The 19,223-nt window shown below is 62.3% G+C and carries 19 protein-coding genes and 1 riboswitch; of the genes, 13 read left to right on the forward strand and 6 right to left on the reverse strand.

Features of this window, described 5'->3' with window-relative positions:
* The first annotated feature begins 193 nt into the window (after window positions 1-193).
* The 4 genes from BLR26_RS01110 (at window position 194) to BLR26_RS01125 (ending at window position 4,703) form a co-directional block, all read left to right on the forward strand.
* Window positions 194-1,195, forward strand: coding sequence for an ArsR/SmtB family transcription factor (locus tag BLR26_RS01110; protein ID WP_045193817.1), 1,002 nt, complete (start codon window positions 194-196; stop codon window positions 1,193-1,195).
* 12 nt (window positions 1,196-1,207) lie between these two features.
* Entirely contained in the window at window positions 1,208-2,398 is a 1,191-nt protein-coding gene (gene metK / locus BLR26_RS01115; RefSeq protein ID WP_038997515.1) for a methionine adenosyltransferase, read from the forward strand.
* Between the two features lie 161 nt (window positions 2,399-2,559).
* Window positions 2,560-4,248, forward strand: a complete 1,689-nt coding sequence (ligB, locus tag BLR26_RS01120; RefSeq protein ID WP_371128633.1) for an NAD-dependent DNA ligase LigB — start codon at window positions 2,560-2,562, stop codon at window positions 4,246-4,248.
* A gap of 59 nt (window positions 4,249-4,307) precedes the next feature.
* Window positions 4,308-4,703, forward strand: a complete 396-nt coding sequence (locus tag BLR26_RS01125; protein WP_045193820.1) for a DUF1090 domain-containing protein — start codon at window positions 4,308-4,310, stop codon at window positions 4,701-4,703.
* A 46-nt stretch (window positions 4,704-4,749) separates the two neighbouring features.
* Here BLR26_RS01125 and BLR26_RS01130 read toward each other — a convergent pair whose 3' ends face one another.
* Window positions 4,750-5,196 carry a c-type cytochrome gene (locus BLR26_RS01130; protein ID WP_093387186.1) on the reverse strand — a complete coding sequence of 149 codons (447 nt, stop codon included), beginning with the start codon at window positions 5,194-5,196 and terminating at the stop codon, window positions 4,750-4,752.
* A 130-nt stretch (window positions 5,197-5,326) separates the two neighbouring features.
* Between BLR26_RS01130 and BLR26_RS01135 the strand changes: the two genes are divergently transcribed.
* Window positions 5,327-6,478, forward strand: coding sequence for a murein transglycosylase A (locus BLR26_RS01135; RefSeq protein ID WP_093376886.1), 1,152 nt, complete (start codon window positions 5,327-5,329; stop codon window positions 6,476-6,478).
* A gap of 6 nt (window positions 6,479-6,484) precedes the next feature.
* Here BLR26_RS01135 and BLR26_RS01140 read toward each other — a convergent pair whose 3' ends face one another.
* Both BLR26_RS01140 and BLR26_RS01145 read right to left on the reverse strand, forming a co-directional pair.
* Window positions 6,485-6,871: an MAPEG family protein gene (locus BLR26_RS01140; RefSeq protein WP_093376890.1), complete on the reverse strand. Its 387-nt coding sequence runs from the start codon at window positions 6,869-6,871 to the stop codon at window positions 6,485-6,487.
* 25 nt (window positions 6,872-6,896) lie between these two features.
* A complete protein-coding gene (locus BLR26_RS01145) occupies window positions 6,897-7,730 on the reverse strand; it encodes an EamA family transporter (protein WP_045193824.1) in 834 nt (277 codons plus the stop codon).
* A 200-nt stretch (window positions 7,731-7,930) separates the two neighbouring features.
* On the opposite strand from BLR26_RS01145, the gene BLR26_RS01150 reads away from it, so the two are divergent.
* On the forward strand, window positions 7,931-9,166 hold the full coding sequence (locus BLR26_RS01150; protein ID WP_045193825.1) for a cation:proton antiporter: 1,236 nt from the start codon (window positions 7,931-7,933) through the stop codon (window positions 9,164-9,166).
* 66 nt (window positions 9,167-9,232) lie between these two features.
* Here the strand turns inward: BLR26_RS01150 and BLR26_RS01155 are convergent, their stop codons facing one another.
* On the reverse strand, window positions 9,233-9,631 hold the full coding sequence (locus tag BLR26_RS01155) for an acyl-CoA thioesterase (RefSeq protein WP_010221517.1): 399 nt from the start codon (window positions 9,629-9,631) through the stop codon (window positions 9,233-9,235).
* Between the two features lie 336 nt (window positions 9,632-9,967).
* Between BLR26_RS01155 and BLR26_RS01160 the strand changes: the two genes are divergently transcribed.
* The 7 genes from BLR26_RS01160 to BLR26_RS01190 all read left to right on the forward strand — a co-directional run bounded on the left by BLR26_RS01160 (window position 9,968) and on the right by BLR26_RS01190 (window position 17,785).
* Window positions 9,968-10,474, forward strand: coding sequence for an inclusion body family protein (locus tag BLR26_RS01160; protein WP_093376894.1), 507 nt, complete (start codon window positions 9,968-9,970; stop codon window positions 10,472-10,474).
* 78 nt (window positions 10,475-10,552) lie between these two features.
* On the forward strand, window positions 10,553-11,062 hold the full coding sequence (locus tag BLR26_RS01165) for a hypothetical protein (RefSeq protein ID WP_093376898.1): 510 nt from the start codon (window positions 10,553-10,555) through the stop codon (window positions 11,060-11,062).
* 99 nt (window positions 11,063-11,161) lie between these two features.
* A riboswitch (S-adenosyl-L-homocysteine riboswitch) is annotated at window positions 11,162-11,266 on the forward strand.
* A 21-nt stretch (window positions 11,267-11,287) separates the two neighbouring features.
* Entirely contained in the window at window positions 11,288-12,697 is a 1,410-nt protein-coding gene (gene ahcY / locus BLR26_RS01170) for an adenosylhomocysteinase (RefSeq protein WP_045193826.1), read from the forward strand.
* A 93-nt stretch (window positions 12,698-12,790) separates the two neighbouring features.
* Window positions 12,791-13,636 carry a methylenetetrahydrofolate reductase [NAD(P)H] gene (gene metF, locus BLR26_RS01175; RefSeq protein WP_045193827.1) on the forward strand — a complete coding sequence of 282 codons (846 nt, stop codon included), beginning with the start codon at window positions 12,791-12,793 and terminating at the stop codon, window positions 13,634-13,636.
* 110 nt (window positions 13,637-13,746) lie between these two features.
* Window positions 13,747-14,829: a hypothetical protein gene (locus BLR26_RS01180; protein ID WP_093376904.1), complete on the forward strand. Its 1,083-nt coding sequence runs from the start codon at window positions 13,747-13,749 to the stop codon at window positions 14,827-14,829.
* Window positions 14,830-14,894: 65 nt separating this feature from the next.
* Window positions 14,895-15,680: a substrate-binding periplasmic protein gene (locus tag BLR26_RS01185; RefSeq protein ID WP_093376907.1), complete on the forward strand. Its 786-nt coding sequence runs from the start codon at window positions 14,895-14,897 to the stop codon at window positions 15,678-15,680.
* Between the two features lie 221 nt (window positions 15,681-15,901).
* Window positions 15,902-17,785: an RNA helicase RhlE2 gene (locus BLR26_RS01190; RefSeq protein ID WP_176794195.1), complete on the forward strand. Its 1,884-nt coding sequence runs from the start codon at window positions 15,902-15,904 to the stop codon at window positions 17,783-17,785.
* 64 nt (window positions 17,786-17,849) lie between these two features.
* Here BLR26_RS01190 and BLR26_RS01195 read toward each other — a convergent pair whose 3' ends face one another.
* Together BLR26_RS01195 and BLR26_RS01200 are read right to left on the reverse strand one after the other, a co-directional pair.
* Window positions 17,850-18,428, reverse strand: a complete 579-nt coding sequence (locus tag BLR26_RS01195; protein ID WP_093376912.1) for a YceI family protein — start codon at window positions 18,426-18,428, stop codon at window positions 17,850-17,852.
* A gap of 34 nt (window positions 18,429-18,462) precedes the next feature.
* Window positions 18,463-19,014: a cytochrome b gene (locus BLR26_RS01200; RefSeq protein WP_045193834.1), complete on the reverse strand. Its 552-nt coding sequence runs from the start codon at window positions 19,012-19,014 to the stop codon at window positions 18,463-18,465.
* Window positions 19,015-19,223: the final 209 nt, after the last annotated feature.

Consider the following 19,223-nt stretch of genomic DNA (forward strand, 5'->3'; position numbering starts at 1 on the left):
TGTCCGGGGGCAATGACGGATGGTCGATGCAGCATGATTTTCCTGTGATTGAGCAAAGAATCAGGCGTTAACCCGGGCAAACAGCCGGATCGGTCGCTTGGCCTGCGACGAATTGCCCCGCTTATCGAGCAATATCAAAACTTTTTGATATTGGCCTTGCGAGGCAATCGTTGCCTGACTAGACTTCCGCTCCATGAACCTACCCGTGCCGTCGATCCGCCAAGAGCAAAGCGATGCGCTGGCTGCCCTGTGCAAAGCCGGCGGCGACCCGCTGCGCCTTAACGTATTGCGCGCCCTGGCCAGCGATTCGTTCGGCGTACTGGAACTGGCGCAGATCTTCGCCATTGGCCAGTCGGGCATGAGCCATCACCTCAAGGTCCTGGCCCAGGCAGGCCTGGTCGCGACCCGCCGCGAAGGCAATGCGATCTTTTACCGCCGCGCCCTGCCCGATGGCCTGAGCCTGGGCGGCAAGCTGCATGCGGCATTACTTGAAGAAGTCGACGGGCTGAGTCTGGCCGATGAGGTCCAGGCCCGTATCGCCCAGGTGCAACAACGCCGGGCTGCCACCAGCCAGGACTTTTTCCTGCGTGTTGAAGAGAAATTTCGCGCCCAGCAGGATTTGATTGCCGGCTTGCCGCAGTACCGCGAAAGCTTGCTGGCCCTGCTCGACAAGCTCAGTTTTGAAGCCGGCGCCGAGGCCCTTGAAGTGGGCCCCGGCGATGGCGAGTTTCTTCCCGAGCTGGCCCGGCGCTTTGCCCGGGTCACCGCCCTGGACAACAGCCCGACCATGCTCGACCTGGCCCGTAGGGTCTGCGAGCGTGAAGGTCTGGCTAATGTGAACCTGCAGTTGGCCGATGCACTCAGTGCAACGGATGTGGAAGCCGACTGCGTAGTGCTGAACATGGTCCTGCACCATTTCAGCGCCCCGGCCGAAGCCCTGCGGCAGCTGGCCAACCGCGTGAAACCAGGCGGAAGCCTGTTGGTAACAGAGTTGTGCAGCCACGACCAGAGCTGGGCCAGAGAGGCCTGTGGCGATATCTGGCTGGGCTTCGAGCAGGACGACCTGGCCCGTTGGGCCAGCGCTGCGGGACTGGCTCCCGGGGACAGCCTCTATGTGGGCTTACGTAATGGTTTCCAGATTCAGGTCCGCCATTTTCAGCGACCGGCTGGCGACATCACCATCGGTAAATTTTAGGAACCCGTCGAGATGAGCGAATACTCCCTTTTCACCTCCGAGTCCGTGTCTGAAGGGCATCCGGACAAAATCGCCGACCAGATTTCGGATGCGGTGCTGGACGCCATCATCACCCAGGACAAATTCGCCCGCGTGGCGTGCGAAACCCTGGTAAAAACCGGCGTCGCGATCATCGCTGGCGAAGTCACCACCTCGGCCTGGGTCGATCTGGAAGACATCGTTCGCAAAGTCATCGTCGATATTGGCTACAACAGCTCCGACGTTGGCTTCGATGGCGCGACCTGCGCGGTCATGAACATCATCGGCAAGCAATCGGTAGACATCGCCCAGGGCGTTGACCGCAGCAAGCCTGAAGACCAGGGCGCCGGCGACCAGGGCCTGATGTTCGGCTACGCCAGCAACGAAACCGACGTGCTGATGCCAGCACCGATCTGCTTCTCGCACCGTCTGGTCGAGCGCCAGGCCGAAGCGCGCAAGTCCGGCCTGCTGCCGTGGCTGCGCCCGGACGCCAAATCGCAGGTTACCTGCCGTTACGAAGGCGGCAAGGTAGTGGGTATCGACGCCGTGGTGCTGTCGACCCAGCACAACCCTGAAGTGTCGCAAAAAGACCTGCAGGAAGCGGTGATGGAGCTGATCGTCAAGCACACCCTGCCGGCCGAACTGCTGCACAAGGACACCCAGTTCCACATCAACCCGACCGGCCAGTTCATCATCGGTGGCCCGGTAGGCGACTGCGGCCTGACCGGTCGCAAGATCATCGTCGACAGCTACGGCGGCATGGCCCGTCACGGCGGTGGCGCGTTCTCCGGCAAGGACCCGTCCAAGGTTGACCGCTCCGCCGCCTACGCCGGGCGCTACGTGGCCAAGAATATCGTCGCCGCCGGCCTCGCCGAGCGTTGCGAGATCCAGGTTTCCTACGCCATTGGTGTCGCTCAGCCGACGTCGATCTCGCTGAACACCTTCGGCACCGGCAAGATCTCCGACGACAAGATCGTCCAGCTGGTGCGCGAGTGCTTCGACCTGCGTCCGTACGCGATCACCACCATGCTCGACCTGCTGCACCCGATGTACCAGGAAACCGCTGCCTACGGTCACTTCGGCCGTATCCCGCAGCAGAAGACTGTCGGCGACGACACCTTCACCACCTTCACCTGGGAACGCACCGACCGCGTCGACGCCCTGCGCGCTGCTGCCGGTCTGTAAGGGCTGAAGCTACAAGCTGCAAGTTGCAAGCTGCAAGCGAAGCCCCGGCCGGGTGACTGGTCGGGGCTTTTTCATTGGTCTAGACACATGACCTGACATGTTGAACACCTTCAAGGCGCTCAATCTTTCCTAGGCTTGGTATTCCACCCCGCCGAGCAAGGATGCTCGCCATGCTGCACACGCCCCTGCTGTCCCTTCTGCTCTTCTTCTGGCTGCTTCCGGCACACGCGCAGACTTGCCCCGACTGGCCGTCTGTTCAGGCCCGGGCTGAAATCCGCCAGCTCCAGCAGACGCTTGCCGACTGGGACGATCACTATCACCGTCAGGGTGTCTCGCTGGTCGCTGACGAACTCTATGACCAGAGCCGCACACGCCTGGGCCATCTGCAAAGCTGCTTCCCGACGCCAGCCAGGCCGCAGGACAGCCCGTTGAAAACCGCTGTCGGCCCCTTGCGCCACCCGATTGCCCATACCGGCCTTGGCAAGCTGGCCGACGATGCGGCGGTCAAAGCCTGGATGCACGGCAAGCAAGAGCTGTGGATTCAACCCAAGGTCGATGGCGTGGCCGCTACCCTGGTTTATCGCGACGGCAAGCTGGTGCAACTGATCAGCCGCGGCGACGGCGTCCATGGCCACGACTGGAGCCGGCACATCCCGGCCCTGGGCACACTCAACCAGCAGTTGCCCGAGCCCCTCGACCTGGTGCTCCAGGGCGAACTGTTCTGGCGCCTGGACGGCCACGTACAGGCCAATGCCGGCAGCCTCAACGCCCGCGGCAATGTCGCCGGCCTGCTGGCGCGCAAACGTATCAGTGCCGAACAGGGCGCGGTGGTCGGCTTGTTTGTCTGGGCCTGGCCACTGGGGCCGGCCGATCAGCGCGAACGACTCAAAGGCTTGAGCGCGTTGGGTTTTGAGCATAGCGAGCGTTACAGCGAGCCCTTGAGCAGCTTCGCCGAGGCTGCCCGCTGGCGCGAACACTGGTACCGCAGCCCGCTGCCCTTCGCCAGCGACGGCGTGGTGCTGCGCCAGGGCCAGCGCCCACACGGCAGTCGTTGGCAAGCGCGCGACCCGTACTGGGCAACCGCGTGGAAATACCCCTTTGCCCAGGCGCTGGCGCAAGTCCGGGGCGTACACTTCAACATCGGCCGTACCGGGCGTATCACCCCGGTGCTGAAGATCGAGCCGGTGCAACTGGATGACCGGCAGATCCGCCAGGTCAGCCTCGGCTCCTTCCAACGCTGGCAGCAGCTGGACATCCGCCCCGGCGACCAGGTGGCCATCAGCCTCGCCGGGCTGACCATTCCACGCCTGGATGAGGTGGTGCACCGCAGTGTTCAGCGCATGGACATCGCAACCCCTGACCCTGCCCACTACCACTCGCTAAGTTGCTGGCAACCCGACGATGGCTGCCGTAGCCAATTCGTCGCCCGCCTCAATTGGCTCAGCTCCAAGCAAGGCCTGAACATGCCCCGTTTGGGCCCAGGCACCTGGGAAAAACTCATCGACAGTGGCCATGTGCAAGGCCTGGGCGACTGGCTCGACCTGCAGGATGAAGACTTGCAATCGGTGCCAGGGCTTGGCGAACGCAGCCGCCAGCAGTTACTGCAAGCCTTCGACCAGGCCCGCCAGCAACCCTTTGTTCGCTGGCTCAGTGCCCTCGGCGTTCCAGCCGCGACGCCGTTGGCAGCGGACACCACCTGGGCAGACCTGCGCCAGCGCGATGCCGGGCAATGGCTGGCCGAGCCGGGTGTTGGCCCAGGCCGCAGCGCGCAATTGCTGGCATTTTTCCGCTCACCGCAGGTGCAGATAGTGGCCGAACAATTGCGCAGACACACAATCGAGGGTTTCTAATTTCGCCGGATCAGGGCAGCATCATGGATTCTGCCAAGCCCGCGACAACGGAGCCCCTAATGAAACTGCTTTCCCCGCTTGCCCTGTTCACCGTCTGTTCACTCCTGGCCACGCCCCTGCTGGCTGCCGAACAACAGCCAGGCCTGACCGGTTGCGCAGCCAAGAAGCAAGCCATCAGCGAACAGATCGAACAGGCTCGCGCCCATGGCAACAGCAATCAGCAAGCCGGCCTGGAAAAAGCCCTCAGCGAAGTGACCGAGCATTGCACCGATGCCAGCCTGCGCAAAGAGCGCGAACAGAAAGTCCTCGATGCCCGTCACGAAGTGAACCAGCGCACCAAGGACCTGGACAAGGCCATGAAAAAAGGTGACGCCGAGAAGATCAACAAGCGCAAGGACAAGCTGGCAGAGTCCAAGCAGGAGCTGCAAGACGCTCTGAAAGAGCTGGAGAAGTAACTGACAGCGTTATTGTCGGAGCGGATTTATCCGCTCCCACAGCCACTCAGTGATTTCGAAACTCGGTATGACAGGCTTTGCACGCCGCCTCGACCTTGTCCATCGGCGCAGCCAGGTCAGCCGCCTTGAGCGGCTGGGTGCGGGTCACCGCGACCAGTTCGGCGGTACTGGCTTCCATCTGCCGAGCCAGGTCCTGGAAGCGTGCCTGCTTCTCCCAGACATCGGCGCGGGCGCTGGTATCATCCTCTTCGCGAACCTGTGGAAAGTGCTTCCAGGGCTCGCGGGACAGGTTGTCGAGCTTGACCGCGCCATCGGCGAACTTCTGCCCATCGAAGGCCAGGCGCCCACGCAGCATGCCGCCGAGGTCTTCACTGGTCTTGAGCATTTGCTTGAAGATCGTCTTGCGCTGGCCCAGTGGCGAGTTGGGATCGACCCCGCCACAGGCACTCAGGGTCAAACACGCCAGCAGTACAACAGAAAGTCGCTTGAGCATCTTGATCACTTCGGCTCACGGAAAAAGGCGGCCAGTATCCTCGCCTCACCGGCAAAGACCAATACCCTTATTAAAACTACGGTTTGCGAAAACGGCTGCAAGCCACGCCAACCGTCGAGGAACCCCGTTGATGAAACTTCCTTTGCGCCACCTCGGCTGGACCCTGTCGGTGCTGGCCCTGCTGGCCGGCTGCAACGGCAGCGCGCCGGAAAAACCCAAGCCACACCCGCTGGCTACCTACGTCGGCGCCACCTGGAAAGACCTGCCACAGGTCAGCGACAGCGACCTGGTCGCCGGTTTCGAGTCCTGGCGCAGTGCCTGCGAGCGGCTCAAGCGTGATGCGATCTGGGCCAACACCTGCAGCGCAGCGGCAGCCATTGCTGCCAGCCCGGCTGAAGTACGCAGCTTTCTTCAGGCGCAGCTGGACGTCTACAGCATGCGTTCGGCCGAGAACAACGCCAACGGCTTGATCACGGGTTACTACGAGCCGGTCTACCCCGGTAGCCTGACCCAGACCGACAGCGCCACTGTGCCGGTCTATGGCGTACCGGACGACATGATCGTGGTGGCGCTGGACAGCGTCTATCCCGAACTCAAGGGCAAGCGTCTGCGTGGCCGCCTCGAAGGCCGGGTACTCAAACCCTACGACACCGCAGAAACCATCAATGCCCAGGGCGCCAAGGCACCGGTACTGGCCTGGCTGACCGACCCGATGGACCTGCAGTTCCTGCAGATCCAGGGTTCTGGCCGCATCCAGCTGGAAGACGGCCGCCAACTGCGCATCGGCTATGCCGACCAGAATGGCCACCCCTATCGCCCGATCGGCCGCTGGCTGGTGGAACAAGGGCAATTGAAGAAAGAAGAAGTGACCATGGGCAGCATCCATGCCTGGGCCCAGAGCAATCCGGCGCGGGTTCCGGAACTGCTGGCGAGCAACCCCAGCTACGTGTTCTTCAGCACCCGCCCGGACAGCAACGAAGGCCCGCGCGGCTCGCTCAATGTGCCATTGACCGCCGGCTACAGCGTGGCCATCGACCGCAAGGTGATTCCGCTGGGCAGCCTGCTGTGGCTCTCGACCACGCGCCCTGATGGCGCGCCGGTGGTGCGTCCGGTGGCCGCCCAGGATACCGGCGGGGCGATCACCGGCGAAGTGCGCGCCGACCTGTTCTGGGGCACTGGCACTGAAGCCGGCAAACTGGCCGGCGACATGAAGCAGCAAGGCCAGATCTGGCTGCTGTGGCCCAAGGGCGCAGCCTTGCCGGCCGTGCCCCAGGTGCCGTGACGCGGCTCAGATCGAGACGAAGAAGAACGACGCGATCAGGCCCAGGCCGACGAACCACACCAGCGAACGCAGGGCGGCCCAGTCGGCCAGGTAGCAGATGATGTAGAGCAGGCGGCTGGTGATGTACAGCACCGCCAGCACGTCCTGGGTCACCTGCTCGGCGTTGCCGACGATGTCGGCGATGATCACTGCCGCAGCGAACGCCGGGAAAGCTTCGAAGCTGTTCAATTGCGCCGCGTGGGCCCTGCGCGGCAAGCCTTCGAGTTTGTCGAGGAAAGCCCGCGGGTCGTGGTTCTGGCGCAGGTTGAAGCGCCCGCTGGCAACCTTGGCGATGCTGGTACAGACAATGGGCAAAAACAACGCAATCAGTACACACCAGAAGGCAACGGTCATGGCCAAGTCCTTGTCAGTAGAATTATCAGAGCTTCATGATCAGCATGCCGATCAGCACCAGGGCACAGGCTAAGAGCCTCGGCCCGCCAAAAGGTTCTTTGAGGTAGCGCATGCCGAACAGCACCACCAGAATCACGCTGACCTCGCGCAGCGCCGCCGCCTCGGCCACCGACCCCAGTTGCATGGCCCAGAGCACCAGGGCATAGCTGAACAACACGCAAAAACCCACCGCCAGGCCCAAGCGCCACTGCAGCCGCCAGAACAGCATGAACGGCGCGCGCCGGGCCACCCCTGCCAGCAGCGGAAACGGCCAGGCACTGATCAGCGTCAGCCATACAAGATAGTCCAGCGGCTGCGACCACAGGCGGATCGCCTGGCCGTCGAGCCAGGTGTAGCAACCGATACACAGGCCGATCAAGGCCACCACCGGCAGCATCGACCAGGGCAGCCGGTCACCGCCGCCGCCCTGCCAGAGCAGGCAGGCCATGCCACAGGGAATGAGCAGGATGCCGATGATCTGCTGGCTGCTCAGGGCTTCGCCGGCAAAGGTCAGGGTCAGCGCCAGCACCACCAGCGGCGACAGGCCGCGCATCAACGGATAGACCAGCCCCAGGTCACCGACCCGATAGGCCTGTATCAGCAGGAACCGGTAGAAGAGTTCAAACACTGCCGAGGCCAGCATCCACGGCCAGACCTCGGCCGGCGGCACCTGGACGAACGCGACCATGGCGAGGGCAAATACCAGCGCCACCACGTCCATGCTGGCAATCACCAGCAGGCGTTCGCCGCTGAATTTGATCAGGGTGTTCCAGGTCGCGTGCAGCAGCGCCGCGACCAATACCAATGAGGTGGCTAACACGCAATGGTCCTTGGCAAGGCAGGTGAGGTCATCAATGGCCAGGCGCTATATAACCACTTCAGCACAGGCGGCTGGAAACGAAATCGAAAGAACGCGGTCAACGAAACCAGTCAAAAGTGTGTCCCGAAGCCCTCGGCAGGTCATCAAAGAAATGCCCGAGGCTATCGGGTGTCGACTTGGAAGCCACTACAGGACCTAGGATGCTTGAGCTCGTTGCTGCGTTTATCTGTTTGACCACCCTCCTCACCTATGTAAATTACCGTTTCATCGGCCTGCCCCCAACCATCGGCGTGATGGTCACCGCCTTGCTGTTCTCGCTGCTGCTGCAAGGCTTGAGCGTGATCGGCTACCCCGGCCTGGAAGAGCGCGTGCAGGGTTTGATGAACCAGATCGACTTCAACGATCTGCTGATGCACTGGATGCTGTCGTTCCTGCTGTTCGCCGGCGCCTTGCACGTAAACCTTGCCGACCTGCGCAGCTACCGCTGGCCGATCGGGCTGCTGGCGACCGTCGGCGTGCTGATCGCCACCGTGGTCATCGGCTTTCTCGCCCACTGGATTTTCGCCCTGTTCGGCTGGCATGTGAGCCTGCTCTACTGCCTGCTGTTCGGTGCCTTGATCTCGCCGACCGACCCGATCGCGGTTCTCGGCGCACTGCGTACCGCCAATGCCTCCAAGCCACTGAAGACCACCATCGTTGGCGAGTCGCTGTTCAACGACGGCACTGCAGTCGTGGTGTTCACCGTATTGCTGGGCATCGCCCAGCTTGGCGAAACACCGACGGTGGCCGACACCGCGATCCTGTTCGCCCGCGAAGCCATTGGCGGCATTCTGTTCGGCGGCCTGGTGGGCTACATCACCTACCGCATGATCAAAAGCATCGAGCAGTACCAGGTCGAGGTCATGCTGACCCTGGCACTGGTGATCGGCGGTTCGGCCATGGCCTATGAGCTGCACGTTTCGGCGCCGATCGCCATGGTCGTGGCCGGCCTGATCATCGGCAACCTGGGCCGCAACCTGGCAATGAACGACATGACCCGCCGCTACCTGGACGGTTTCTGGGAACTGATCGACGACATGCTCAACGCCCTGCTGTTCGCCCTGATCGGCCTGGAGCTGTTGCTGCTGCCATTCTCGTGGATGCACCTGGCGGCGGCCGGCGTGCTGGCGGTGGCGATCCTGCTGTCGCGCCTGCTGACCGTGGCACCGGCCATCCTGATGCTGCGCCGTTGGCGCACCGTTCCGCGCGGTACCGTGCGGGTGCTGACCTGGGGTGGCCTGCGTGGCGGTGTGTCGGTGGCCCTGGCGCTGTCGCTGCCATCGGGCACCGAGCGTGATCTGCTGCTGAGCATCACCTACATCGTGGTGCTGTCGTCGATCCTGCTGCAGGGCCTGACGATCGGCCGGGTGGTGCGCGGGGTTACCGAGCAGCCTTGAGACCGCTATCGCTGGCAAGCCTGCTCCCACAGGGATATATGGGAGCCGGCTTGCCGGCGGCGCCTATCACTCCACCGCGGTATCGAACTGATCCTTGATGTACTTGATCTCAGTGCGCCCGTGCGGCGCCGGCAAGCCGTCTTCACCGAGGTTGACGAAGACCATGCGGTCGACGGTGAGGATGCTCTTGCGGGTGATCTTGTTGCGCACTTCGCACTTGAGGGTGATCGAGGTGCGGCCGAATTCGGTGGCGGTGATGCCCAGTTCGATGATGTCGCCCTGGCGCGAAGCGCTGACGAAGTTGATCTCCGAGATGTACTTGGTCACCACGCGCTGGTTGCCCAGCTGGACGATCGCATAGATCGCCGCCTCTTCGTCGATCCAGCGCAGCAGGCTGCCGCCGAACAGGGTGCCGTTGGGGTTGAGGTCTTCGGGTTTTACCCATTTGCGGGTGTGGAAATTCATCGTTACTCCTGACCTTGGCCTCTGAAAAACAAGCACCGAAGGGCAATCTCAGCCCTTGGGCTCTTGCGTTACATGGTAGTCCCATTCCGGGGGATTCGACCATTACGACCATTGGTCAGTAGCCAGCAAAATTCCGCTCGGCACGCTTTGACAGCCCAATCGATGCGGCTAGCCTGAGCATGTGATCCGCAGATCACTCCAGGTAGTCGGACCACCGGAACTTGGCATACGGCGCGGCAGCACCGGCATCGCAGGAAGCGAAGCTCCGGGCAGTGCCAGTGGAGAGCATCCGAGGCTCACCATTGACCTACTCGTACAGTGAAAAGGAATCCACTCATGTCCAGAGTTATCGACGTCAGCATCAACTTCGACACCGAAACCATCCTCAAGAAATTCCCCAATCCGAGCAAAGACCCGAACAAGCCCACGTTCATCCCGCCAGAACACATCTACATGGTCACCTACCAGGACAACGTCATCTCTGGCCAGGCCGGCGGCGAGTTGCACCTCAAGGGTCGCGTAGGTGATGTCGTGCGCTGGCGTGAACAGAGCATTTCCGTTGGCTTCGAGCAGTCGGTGATCCTCTATGGGTTCGTTTGCGACGACCCCAATCACCAACTGCTGGAAGACCCTCGGGCACTGAAGGCCAAAGTGCAATCGGCCGTGCCCAATGCCAACAACAAAACCGTGCCGACCTGCCAGATCAACGACAACTACTACTGGCGTGGCGACTTGCTTGCGCAAGGCAAGGTCACCTACCACTTCAAGTTCATGATCGTCGATCGTGATTGCAAGTGCTGCGGCTACTTCGAATGGGATCCGTTCATCACCATCACCAACTGATCCAGGGCAAGCGCCGCCGGCCAGCCGGCGGCGCACACCGCAACCCGCCCCAATTGGTGCTCATGGAAGGAGCTCATCATGGCTACGGAGAAACCTGAACACGTTGTACTGATCGTCGATGCCCAGGGCCTGCTTGCCTCGCTCGACCCTTTGCCCGGCAACCCGGGTACGCCCGTCGCGCTCAACCCTCGCCACCTGTGCATCTTGCACACCCGAGCGGAGCCGGACGGCTCTCTGCTTGTCGACTCCCCCCGACTGACCCTCGAAGCCGGGACCCCGCTACTGCTGCGCATGGTGCCGGTAGCACTGCTCGGCGAAGAAATACTGTTCAGCCACAGCCCTGCCAGCACGCCGCCGCTGACAATCGAGCTGATCGAACAGCACAATCTGCGCCTGGCACGTCCGGAGGCATCCGCACCATTGCAACCGTCGTGCCGCGAGGTCGACGACTACCACTGGCATCTGCACAGCGACCATCCGGGCGAATTCAAGCTGACCTGGCAGGTAATGCTGCTGACCCAGGGCTGCGAGCCGCTGGCATACCTGAGCCTGCACCTGGACCTGCTGGTCACGGCGCCGACCGGCTGAGCCGCAGATTTGTCTTTAGCGCTTGGGAAGCTCGAAAAGCCCGGCTATAATCGCCCGGCATTATTCGACGGTGGCTGCATTGGCCACCGTTCCCGCCACCTGTCCGAGGGGCGCTGCAGCAGGTTCAACCTGTCAGGCTCGGATGGGGCGTTGTCCCGCCAGGCCTGCCTGCGGACACTAAACGCACAACGGCGCCCATTCGCACACTACGAATGGAGGCTCTCAATGAGCGCTGTAAACACGCCTGCTGGTTTTACCGATTACAAAGTCGCCGACATCTCCCTGGCTGCCTGGGGCCGTCGCGAGACCATCATTGCCGAATCGGAAATGCCAGCGCTGATGGGCCTGCGCCGCAAGTACCTTGAAGAGCAACCGCTCAAGGGTGCGAAAATCCTCGGCTGCATCCACATGACCATTCAGACCGCCGTGCTGATCGAAACCCTGGTCGCCCTGGGTGCCGAAGTGCGCTGGTCGTCCTGCAACATCTTCTCGACCCAGGACCAGGCCGCTGCCTCCATTGCCGCTGCCGGCATCCCTGTGTTCGCCTGGAAAGGCGAGACCGAGCAAGAGTACGAGTGGTGCCTGGAGCAGACCATCCTCAAGGATGGCCAGCCATGGGACGCCAACATGATCCTCGACGATGGCGGCGACCTCACCGAGCTGCTGCACAAGAAATACCCGGCGGTACTGGAGCGCGTCCACGGCGTCACCGAAGAGACCACCACCGGTGTGCACCGCCTGCTCGACATGCTGGCCAAGGGCGAGCTGAAAGTCCCGGCGATCAACGTCAACGACTCGGTCACCAAGAGCAAGAACGACAACAAGTACGGCTGCCGTCACAGCCTCAACGATGCCATCAAGCGCGGCACCGACCACCTGCTGTCGGGCAAGCAGGCGCTGGTCATCGGTTACGGTGACGTGGGCAAGGGCTCGGCCCAGTCGCTGCGTCAGGAAGGCATGATCGTCAAGGTTTCCGAAGTTGACCCGATCTGCGCCATGCAGGCCTGCATGGACGGCTTCGAGCTGGTCTCGCCGTTCATCGACGGTATCAACAACGGCACCGAAGCGAGCATCGACAAGGCCCTGCTGGGCAAGATCGACCTGATCGTGACCACCACCGGTAACGTCAACGTTTGCGATGCCAACATGCTCAAGGCCCTGAAAAAGCGCGCCGTGGTCTGCAACATCGGCCACTTCGACAATGAAATCGACACCGCTTTCATGCGCAAGAACTGGGCCTGGGAAGAAGTCAAACCACAGGTACACAAGATCCACCGTACCGGCCACGGCGACTTCGACCCACAGAACGACGACTACCTGATCCTGCTGGCCGAAGGCCGCCTGGTGAACCTGGGCAACGCTACCGGTCACCCAAGCCGGATCATGGACGGCTCGTTCGCCAACCAGGTCCTGGCACAGATCTTCCTGTTCGAACAGAAGTACGCCGACCTGCCAGCCGCTCAGAAAGCCGAGCGCCTGACCGTTGAAGTCCTGCCGAAGAAACTCGACGAAGAAGTGGCCCTGGAAATGGTCCGCGGCTTCGGTGGTGTAGTGACCCAACTGACCCCGCAACAGGCCGAATACATCGGCGTGACTGTTGAAGGGCCATTCAAGCCACACGCCTACCGTTACTGAAAGTTGGTAGCTGCAAGCTGCAAGCTGCAAGCGGTTCGCGCCGCTTCTGCTTGTCGCTTGCGGCTTGTAGCTTGCCGCTGAAGAGAACCTTCTATGTCTCAGGAACGTCGTTACAGCTTCGAGTTCTTCCCGACCAAGACCGATGCTGGACATGAAAAACTGCTCGCCACTGCCCGCCAGCTGGCCAGCTACAACCCGGATTTCTTCTCCTGCACCTACGGTGCCGGTGGCTCGACCCGCGACCGCACGCTGAACACCGTGCTGCAGCTGGAAAGCGAAGTGAAAGTCCCCGCCGCCCCGCACCTGTCGTGCGTCGGCGACAGCAAGGACGACCTGCGCTCGCTGCTGACCCAGTACAAGGCAGCCGGCATCCAGCGCATCGTCGCCTTGCGCGGCGACCTGCCGTCGGGCATGGGCATGGCCAGCGGTGAGCTGCGCTACGCCAACGAACTGGTGGAGTTCATTCGCCAGGAAAGCGGCGATCACTTCCATATCGAAATCGCCGCCTACCCGGAGATGCATCCCCAGGCGCGCAACTTCGAGGATGACCTGAAGAACTTCGTGCGCAAGGCCAACGCCGGCGCCGACAGCGCCATCACCCAGTACTTCTTCAACGCCGACAGCTACTTCTATTTCGTCGAGCGCGTGCAGCAGCTGGGTGTGGATATTCCGGTAGTACCGGGGATCATGCCGATCACCAACTACAGCAAGCTGGCGCGCTTCTCTGACGCTTGCGGCGCCGAGATCCCACGCTGGATCCGCAAGCAGCTGGAAGCCTACGGCGACGATGTGAAGAGCATCCAGGCCTTCGGTGAAGACGTCATCACCCGCATGTGCGAGCAACTGCTGCAAGGCGGCGCTCCAGGGTTGCACTTCTACACCTTGAACCAGGCCGACCCGAGCCTGGCGATCTGGAACAACCTCAAGTTGCCCCGCTGATCGAACCGCTACACCGCAGGTAACAATTGCGTCAGAATACTGAAAAGGCCTTTAGCTTACGCTAAGGGCCTTTCTGCATTCCTGCCCCCAGACGGATTTTCGTGCCTTCCATGCGCCAAGGACTTACCCCTGCTCGACCGCAACTCGTTTACCTGGTCTTCGGGCCGCCCACCTACCACCAGGAAGCCCAGTTCAGCATCGTCAGCGCCCTGGCCAACCTGCGCAAGACACCCGGGGAAGCACTTGATATCCAGGTCTACAGCGACAATCCCGAACCCTACCGGCACCTGCCGGTAACTGTTCATCCACTCGACGCCGCCACCCGTGAAGCCTGGAACCAGCCCTACGGCTACCACTTTCGCAGCAAGCACGTGGTGCTGCGTCAGGTGCTTGCCAGCGCGCCCATGGCCGTGCTGATCGATACCGACACGTTCTTCCATCAGTCGCCCATCGAGCTGTTTCGCCGGGTCAAGCCAGGCACCCTGCTGTGCAATGCCATCGGCAGTACCTATGGCAATGATCCGCAGTGCCCGCTGTTCCAGAGCCTGGCAGCAATGCTCGAAGAACGCGGGCTGGCCGACCGGCACATGCCGCTGCTGAACTCCGGGGTGATTGGCCTGATGCAGGAAGATGCGCCATTGCTGGACCGCTCCATCGCCTTGATGGACGAGTACTACCCCCACGCCAACGGCGCCTACACCCTGGAGGAGTTCTGCCTGGGCGTGGCCGCCTACCGGCAGATGCAGGTTAACCAGTGCACCGACCTGATCCATCACTACTGGAGCCGCAAGCAGCTGTTCCGGGCCAAGGTCCAGGCCTGGCTGGCCAAGCACCAGCACGCACCCCTGAGCGAAGAGGCACTGGCCGACGTCACCCGCGTCAATGCCCAGTTGCCCAAGCCGCCAACCTTGCAACGCCTGGGCTACAAGGCGCTGAGCCTGGCCCTGCCGAGCGAACAGCGCCAGTTCATGCGCGAGTTGCTCAATGGCTGCTACGACTACCCCAACGAGTTCGACCGCGCCTGCGCTACGGCCTGGTGGGACAAGGCCCTGGACAACGCCAGGGCCCGCCATCCGCGGCCGATCTGCGCCGATACCCTGCAGCGATGGTTCGAGCACCCAGGCATGCGCCTGTCGCTGGGCCGCAAGCACCGCACGGTGCGTGATTCACTGTTAAAGCGATCACAGCGCTGACAGCCAGGCTGGCTCGACATGCACGGCTACTAGCCATAGCCGTGCACACGTCGTAATCTCCAGCCATGCCCGATTTCACCCGCCTGTTGACCGCGCTGATTCTCACTTGCCTGAGTGCCTTTGCCCACGGCGAGAAGCTGCGTATCGTCACCGAACCCTGGGCCCCCTACGTCTATCTCGAAGACGGCCAGGCCAAAGGCATCGACTATGAGGTCACCGCCGAGGTATTCAAGCGCCTGGGGGTCGAGGTGGAATGGCAGTTCCTGCCCTGGAAGCGCTGCCTGGCGATGATCGAGCAGGGCCTGGCCGATGGCGTGCTGGACATCTTCCAGACCGAACAGCGCGACAGCCAGTTGTTCTACCCCAGCGAGCCGCTGTCCGACGTCGAATTTACCCTGTTCTATGCCAACGCTCGCCCGCACAAGGTCAAGCGCCTGGAAGACCTGCGCGGCCTTACCGTCGGCACTTCGCCCGGTTACAGCTATGGTGGCGCGTTTATCGACTCACCACTGTTCACCCGCGAGCCGGCCCCCACTCACGAGGCCAACTTCGGCAAGCTCCAGCGCGGACGTATCGACCTGTTGATCACCGACCGCCGTGTGGGCCGCTATATGATCAAGACATTGGGCCTGGAACAGCAGATCAGCGAACTGCCTCTGGTGATCAGCCGCCACAGCCAGTACCTGGCGGTGCGCCGCAATGTCGGCATGGACCTGCTGGCCCAGCGCTTTGCCGCCGAGCTGCGGCGCTTCAAGCGCGAGCCGGCCTATGCCGCGCTGCATGCACGCTACGCCGGCACTGCGGAAAACTTTCCAACCGCCGTTGAGCAGCAGGAAAGCAGCATGCGCTGAATGCTCTGTTATACTCGGGCCTTCCCGCCAGGCTTACGCCCGGACGCTCGGCCTTGCAAAAGGCATCCCGACCGGCAGGACAGCGCGGCCCAGAGCCCGCCCGCCGCCCCGGATGCGCATTGAAGACCCTGCTGGACCGGACGCGATAGCATCAGCTGATGCCCGTCGCGCCAGGCAAGATTATCCCATCGGGCTCAGCCCCCATTAAAACAGGATTACTCATGTCCTTTGCTTCCCTCGGTCTCTCCGAGGCTCTAGTTCGCGCCATCGAGGCTGCGGGCTACACCCAGCCCACTCCGGTGCAACAGCGGGCCATTCCCGCCGTGTTGCAAGGCCGCGACCTGATGGTTGCCGCCCAGACAGGTACTGGTAAAACCGGCGGTTTCGCCCTGCCGATCCTTGAACGCCTGTTCCCCGGTGGTCACCCGGACAAATCCCAGCGCCATGGCCCACGCCAGCCGCGGGTACTGGTGCTGACCCCGACGCGCGAACTGGCCGCCCAGGTTCACGACAGCTTCAAGGTTTACGCCCGCGACCTCAAATTCGTCAGCGCCTGCATCTTTGGTGGCGTCGGCATGAACCCACAGGTTCAGGCCATGGCCAAGGGTGTCGACGTGCTGGTGGCCTGCCCCGGCCGCCTGCTGGATCTCGCCGGCCAGGGCAGCGTTGACCTGTCCCACGTCGAGACCCTGGTGCTCGACGAAGCCGACCGCATGCTCGACATGGGCTTCATCCATGATGTGAAGAAGGTCCTTGCCCGCCTGCCGGCCAAGCGTCAGAACCTGCTGTTCTCGGCGACCTTCTCCAAAGACATTACTGACCTTGCCGACAAGCTGCTGCACAACCCCGAGCGCATCGAGGTCACGCCGCCGAACACCACAGTCGAGCGTATCGAGCAGCGCGTCTACCGCCTGCCGGCCAGCCACAAGCGCGCCTTGCTGGCACACCTGATCACCACCGGTGCGTGGGAACAGGTGCTGGTGTTCACCCGTACCAAGCATGGCGCCAACCGCCTGGCCGAGTACCTGGAAAAACACGGCCTGACCGCCGCCGCGATCCACGGCAACAAGAGCCAGAACGCGCGCACCAAGGCCCTGGCCGACTTCAAGGCCGGCAGCGTGCGCATCATGGTTGCCACCGATATCGCCGCCCGTGGCCTGGACATCGACCAGTTGCCGCACGTGGTCAACTTCGAACTGCCCAACGTTGAAGAAGACTACGTTCACCGTATCGGCCGTACCGGTCGTGCCGGTCGTTCGGGCGAGGCCATCTCGCTGGTCGCTCCGGATGAAGAAAAACTGCTCAAGAGCATCGAGCGCGTTACCCGCCAGAAGATCCCGGATGGCGACCTGATGGGCTTTGATGCCTCCAAGGTCGAAGCCGAGAAACCCGAGACCCGTGAGCGTCCGCAAAACAGTCCGCGTGGTGGCCGTGGCCAGCGCGCCGATGGCAGCAATGCCGGTAGCGGCGGTCGCAAGGACAAGGGTAAGGACCAGGGCAAAGACAAAGGCCGCGACAAGGACAAGGAAAAAACCGCGGAGAAATCCGCCGGTGGTCGCCAGGAGCGCAAGCCCCGCGACAATAAACCGCGGCAGGCCCAGTCGGGCCAGCCAGGTGTTCCGCAAGTTCCGGCCAATCGTGATCCGGAAGAGTTCCTGGATGACGAAGTCGACAACTTCGGCAACCGCGCCGACTACGTCAGCCCTTACCAGAACAAGGGCAACCAGGGCCGTAACCGTCGTCCGGGCGCACCTGCCCAGACCGGCACCGGCGCCAGCACCGGTGGCCAGCCACGTGGCGGCCAGCCGCGCAGCAACAACGGTCCGCGCAGCGGTGGTGGTGCTTCGGCCAATGGCGAGAAGCGCGGCGGCGGTGCCCGTAATGGTGGCGGCAGCCGCGACGGTGGCGGTCGCAATCGCCGCCCGGCGCGCGACGATCAAGCGAGCAAAGAGCCGGCCGTGCGCAATCCGCGTGAGGGCCAGCCGCAGCCGAAGATCGTCCACAAGGAGTCGAAGGTCGACCGCTTCCCGACTGCCGAACAGCTCGAGCAGCTGCCAAGCCGTCCACGTGGCGAGAAGCCTGCGCTGCTGACGCGTAACCGCTGATTCAGCGACCGCGCCAACAAAAACGCCGCCCCTAGGGGCGGCGTTTTCGTTTATGCAGCAAGCATTACTTCTGCTTGATACCTTCGATCGAGATGTCCAGATCCAGGGTCTGCGAAGACGGGCCTGGGCCTTTGATGCCGAAGTCGTTCAGGTTCAGCGTGGTCTTGGCGTTGAAACCGGCGCGCTCGCCACCCCATGGATCCTTGCCTTCACCGTTGAAGGTGGCCTTGAAGATGACTGGCTTGGTGACGCCGTGCAGGGTCAGGTCGCCAGTCACGTCAGCAGTTTTCTCGCCGGTCGATTTGACAGCGGTGGAGACGAACTTGGCCTCTGGGAACTTGCTCACATCGAGGAAATCTTTGCTGGCGATGTGCTTGTCACGCTCGGCGTGGTTGGACCACAGGCTGGCGGTTTTCAGGTCGACGGCGATCTTGCTGGCTTCAGGCTTGGCGGCGTCCCAGCTGAAGGAGCCATCGAAGTCCTTGAAGGTGCCGTGGATGAAGCTGTAGCCCAGGTGGCTGATCTTCCAGTCAACGAAGGCGTGCTGGCCTTCCTTGTCGATCTTGTAGTCTGCTGCCATTGCCTGACCGGCCGAGAACAGTGCGGTACCGAGCGCCAGAGCGGCAAAAGTCTTTTTCAACATGCGTCTATATCCCTTTTGGAGTTGAGGTTGAACATCAAGCTTTGCGGCCCAGCATGCGGATCAGGGTCGCGTCACGGTCGATAAAGTGGTGTTTCAGGGCTGCCAGGCCGTGCAGCCCGGCAAAGATCACCAGGCCCCAGGCCAGGTAGAAATGGATCTCGCCGGCGACATCGGCCTGATCGGGCAGGTTGCTGACCAGCGCCGGCACTTCAAACAGGCCGAACACCGGGATGCCAACGCCGTCGGCGGTAGAAATCATGTAGCCGGCGAACATCACCGCGAACAGCCCCAGGTACAGCAGGCCATGGCCGGCCTTGGAGGCGAGGCGGGTGAGTTTGCCGTGGTTGGGCAGCGCTGGCGGCGGTGGGCTGAGAAAGCGCCAGAGCACGCGCAGGAGCATCACACCGAGCAGCACCAGGCCGATACTTTTGTGCAGGTCGGGGGCGTCTTTGCGCCATGGGCTGTAGTAGTCCAGGCCCATCATCCACAGGCCCAGGCCGAACAGGCCGAATACAGCCAGTGCAACACCCCAGTGCAGGACGATGCTGACAAAGCCATAACGAGAAGGTGAGTTGCGCAGTTGCATTGCCGTGTTTCCCTGTAAGAACTGTGCTCAGACTAACGATTTATTAATCGAATAAAAGCAGAAAAACTTGCTCTGAAATATCGAGAAATATGATCTTTAGTATGAAACGAAGCTATTAAGGAAACATTAACTACGTGGGAAGGGAAGACCCTGCGGGCCTTGGGGCCGCTGCGCGGCCCATCGCCGGCAAGGCTGGCTCCCACAGGTTC

It is taken from the genome of Pseudomonas sp. UC 17F4, assembly GCF_900101695.1.
GTDB lineage: Bacteria > Pseudomonadota > Gammaproteobacteria > Pseudomonadales > Pseudomonadaceae > Aquipseudomonas.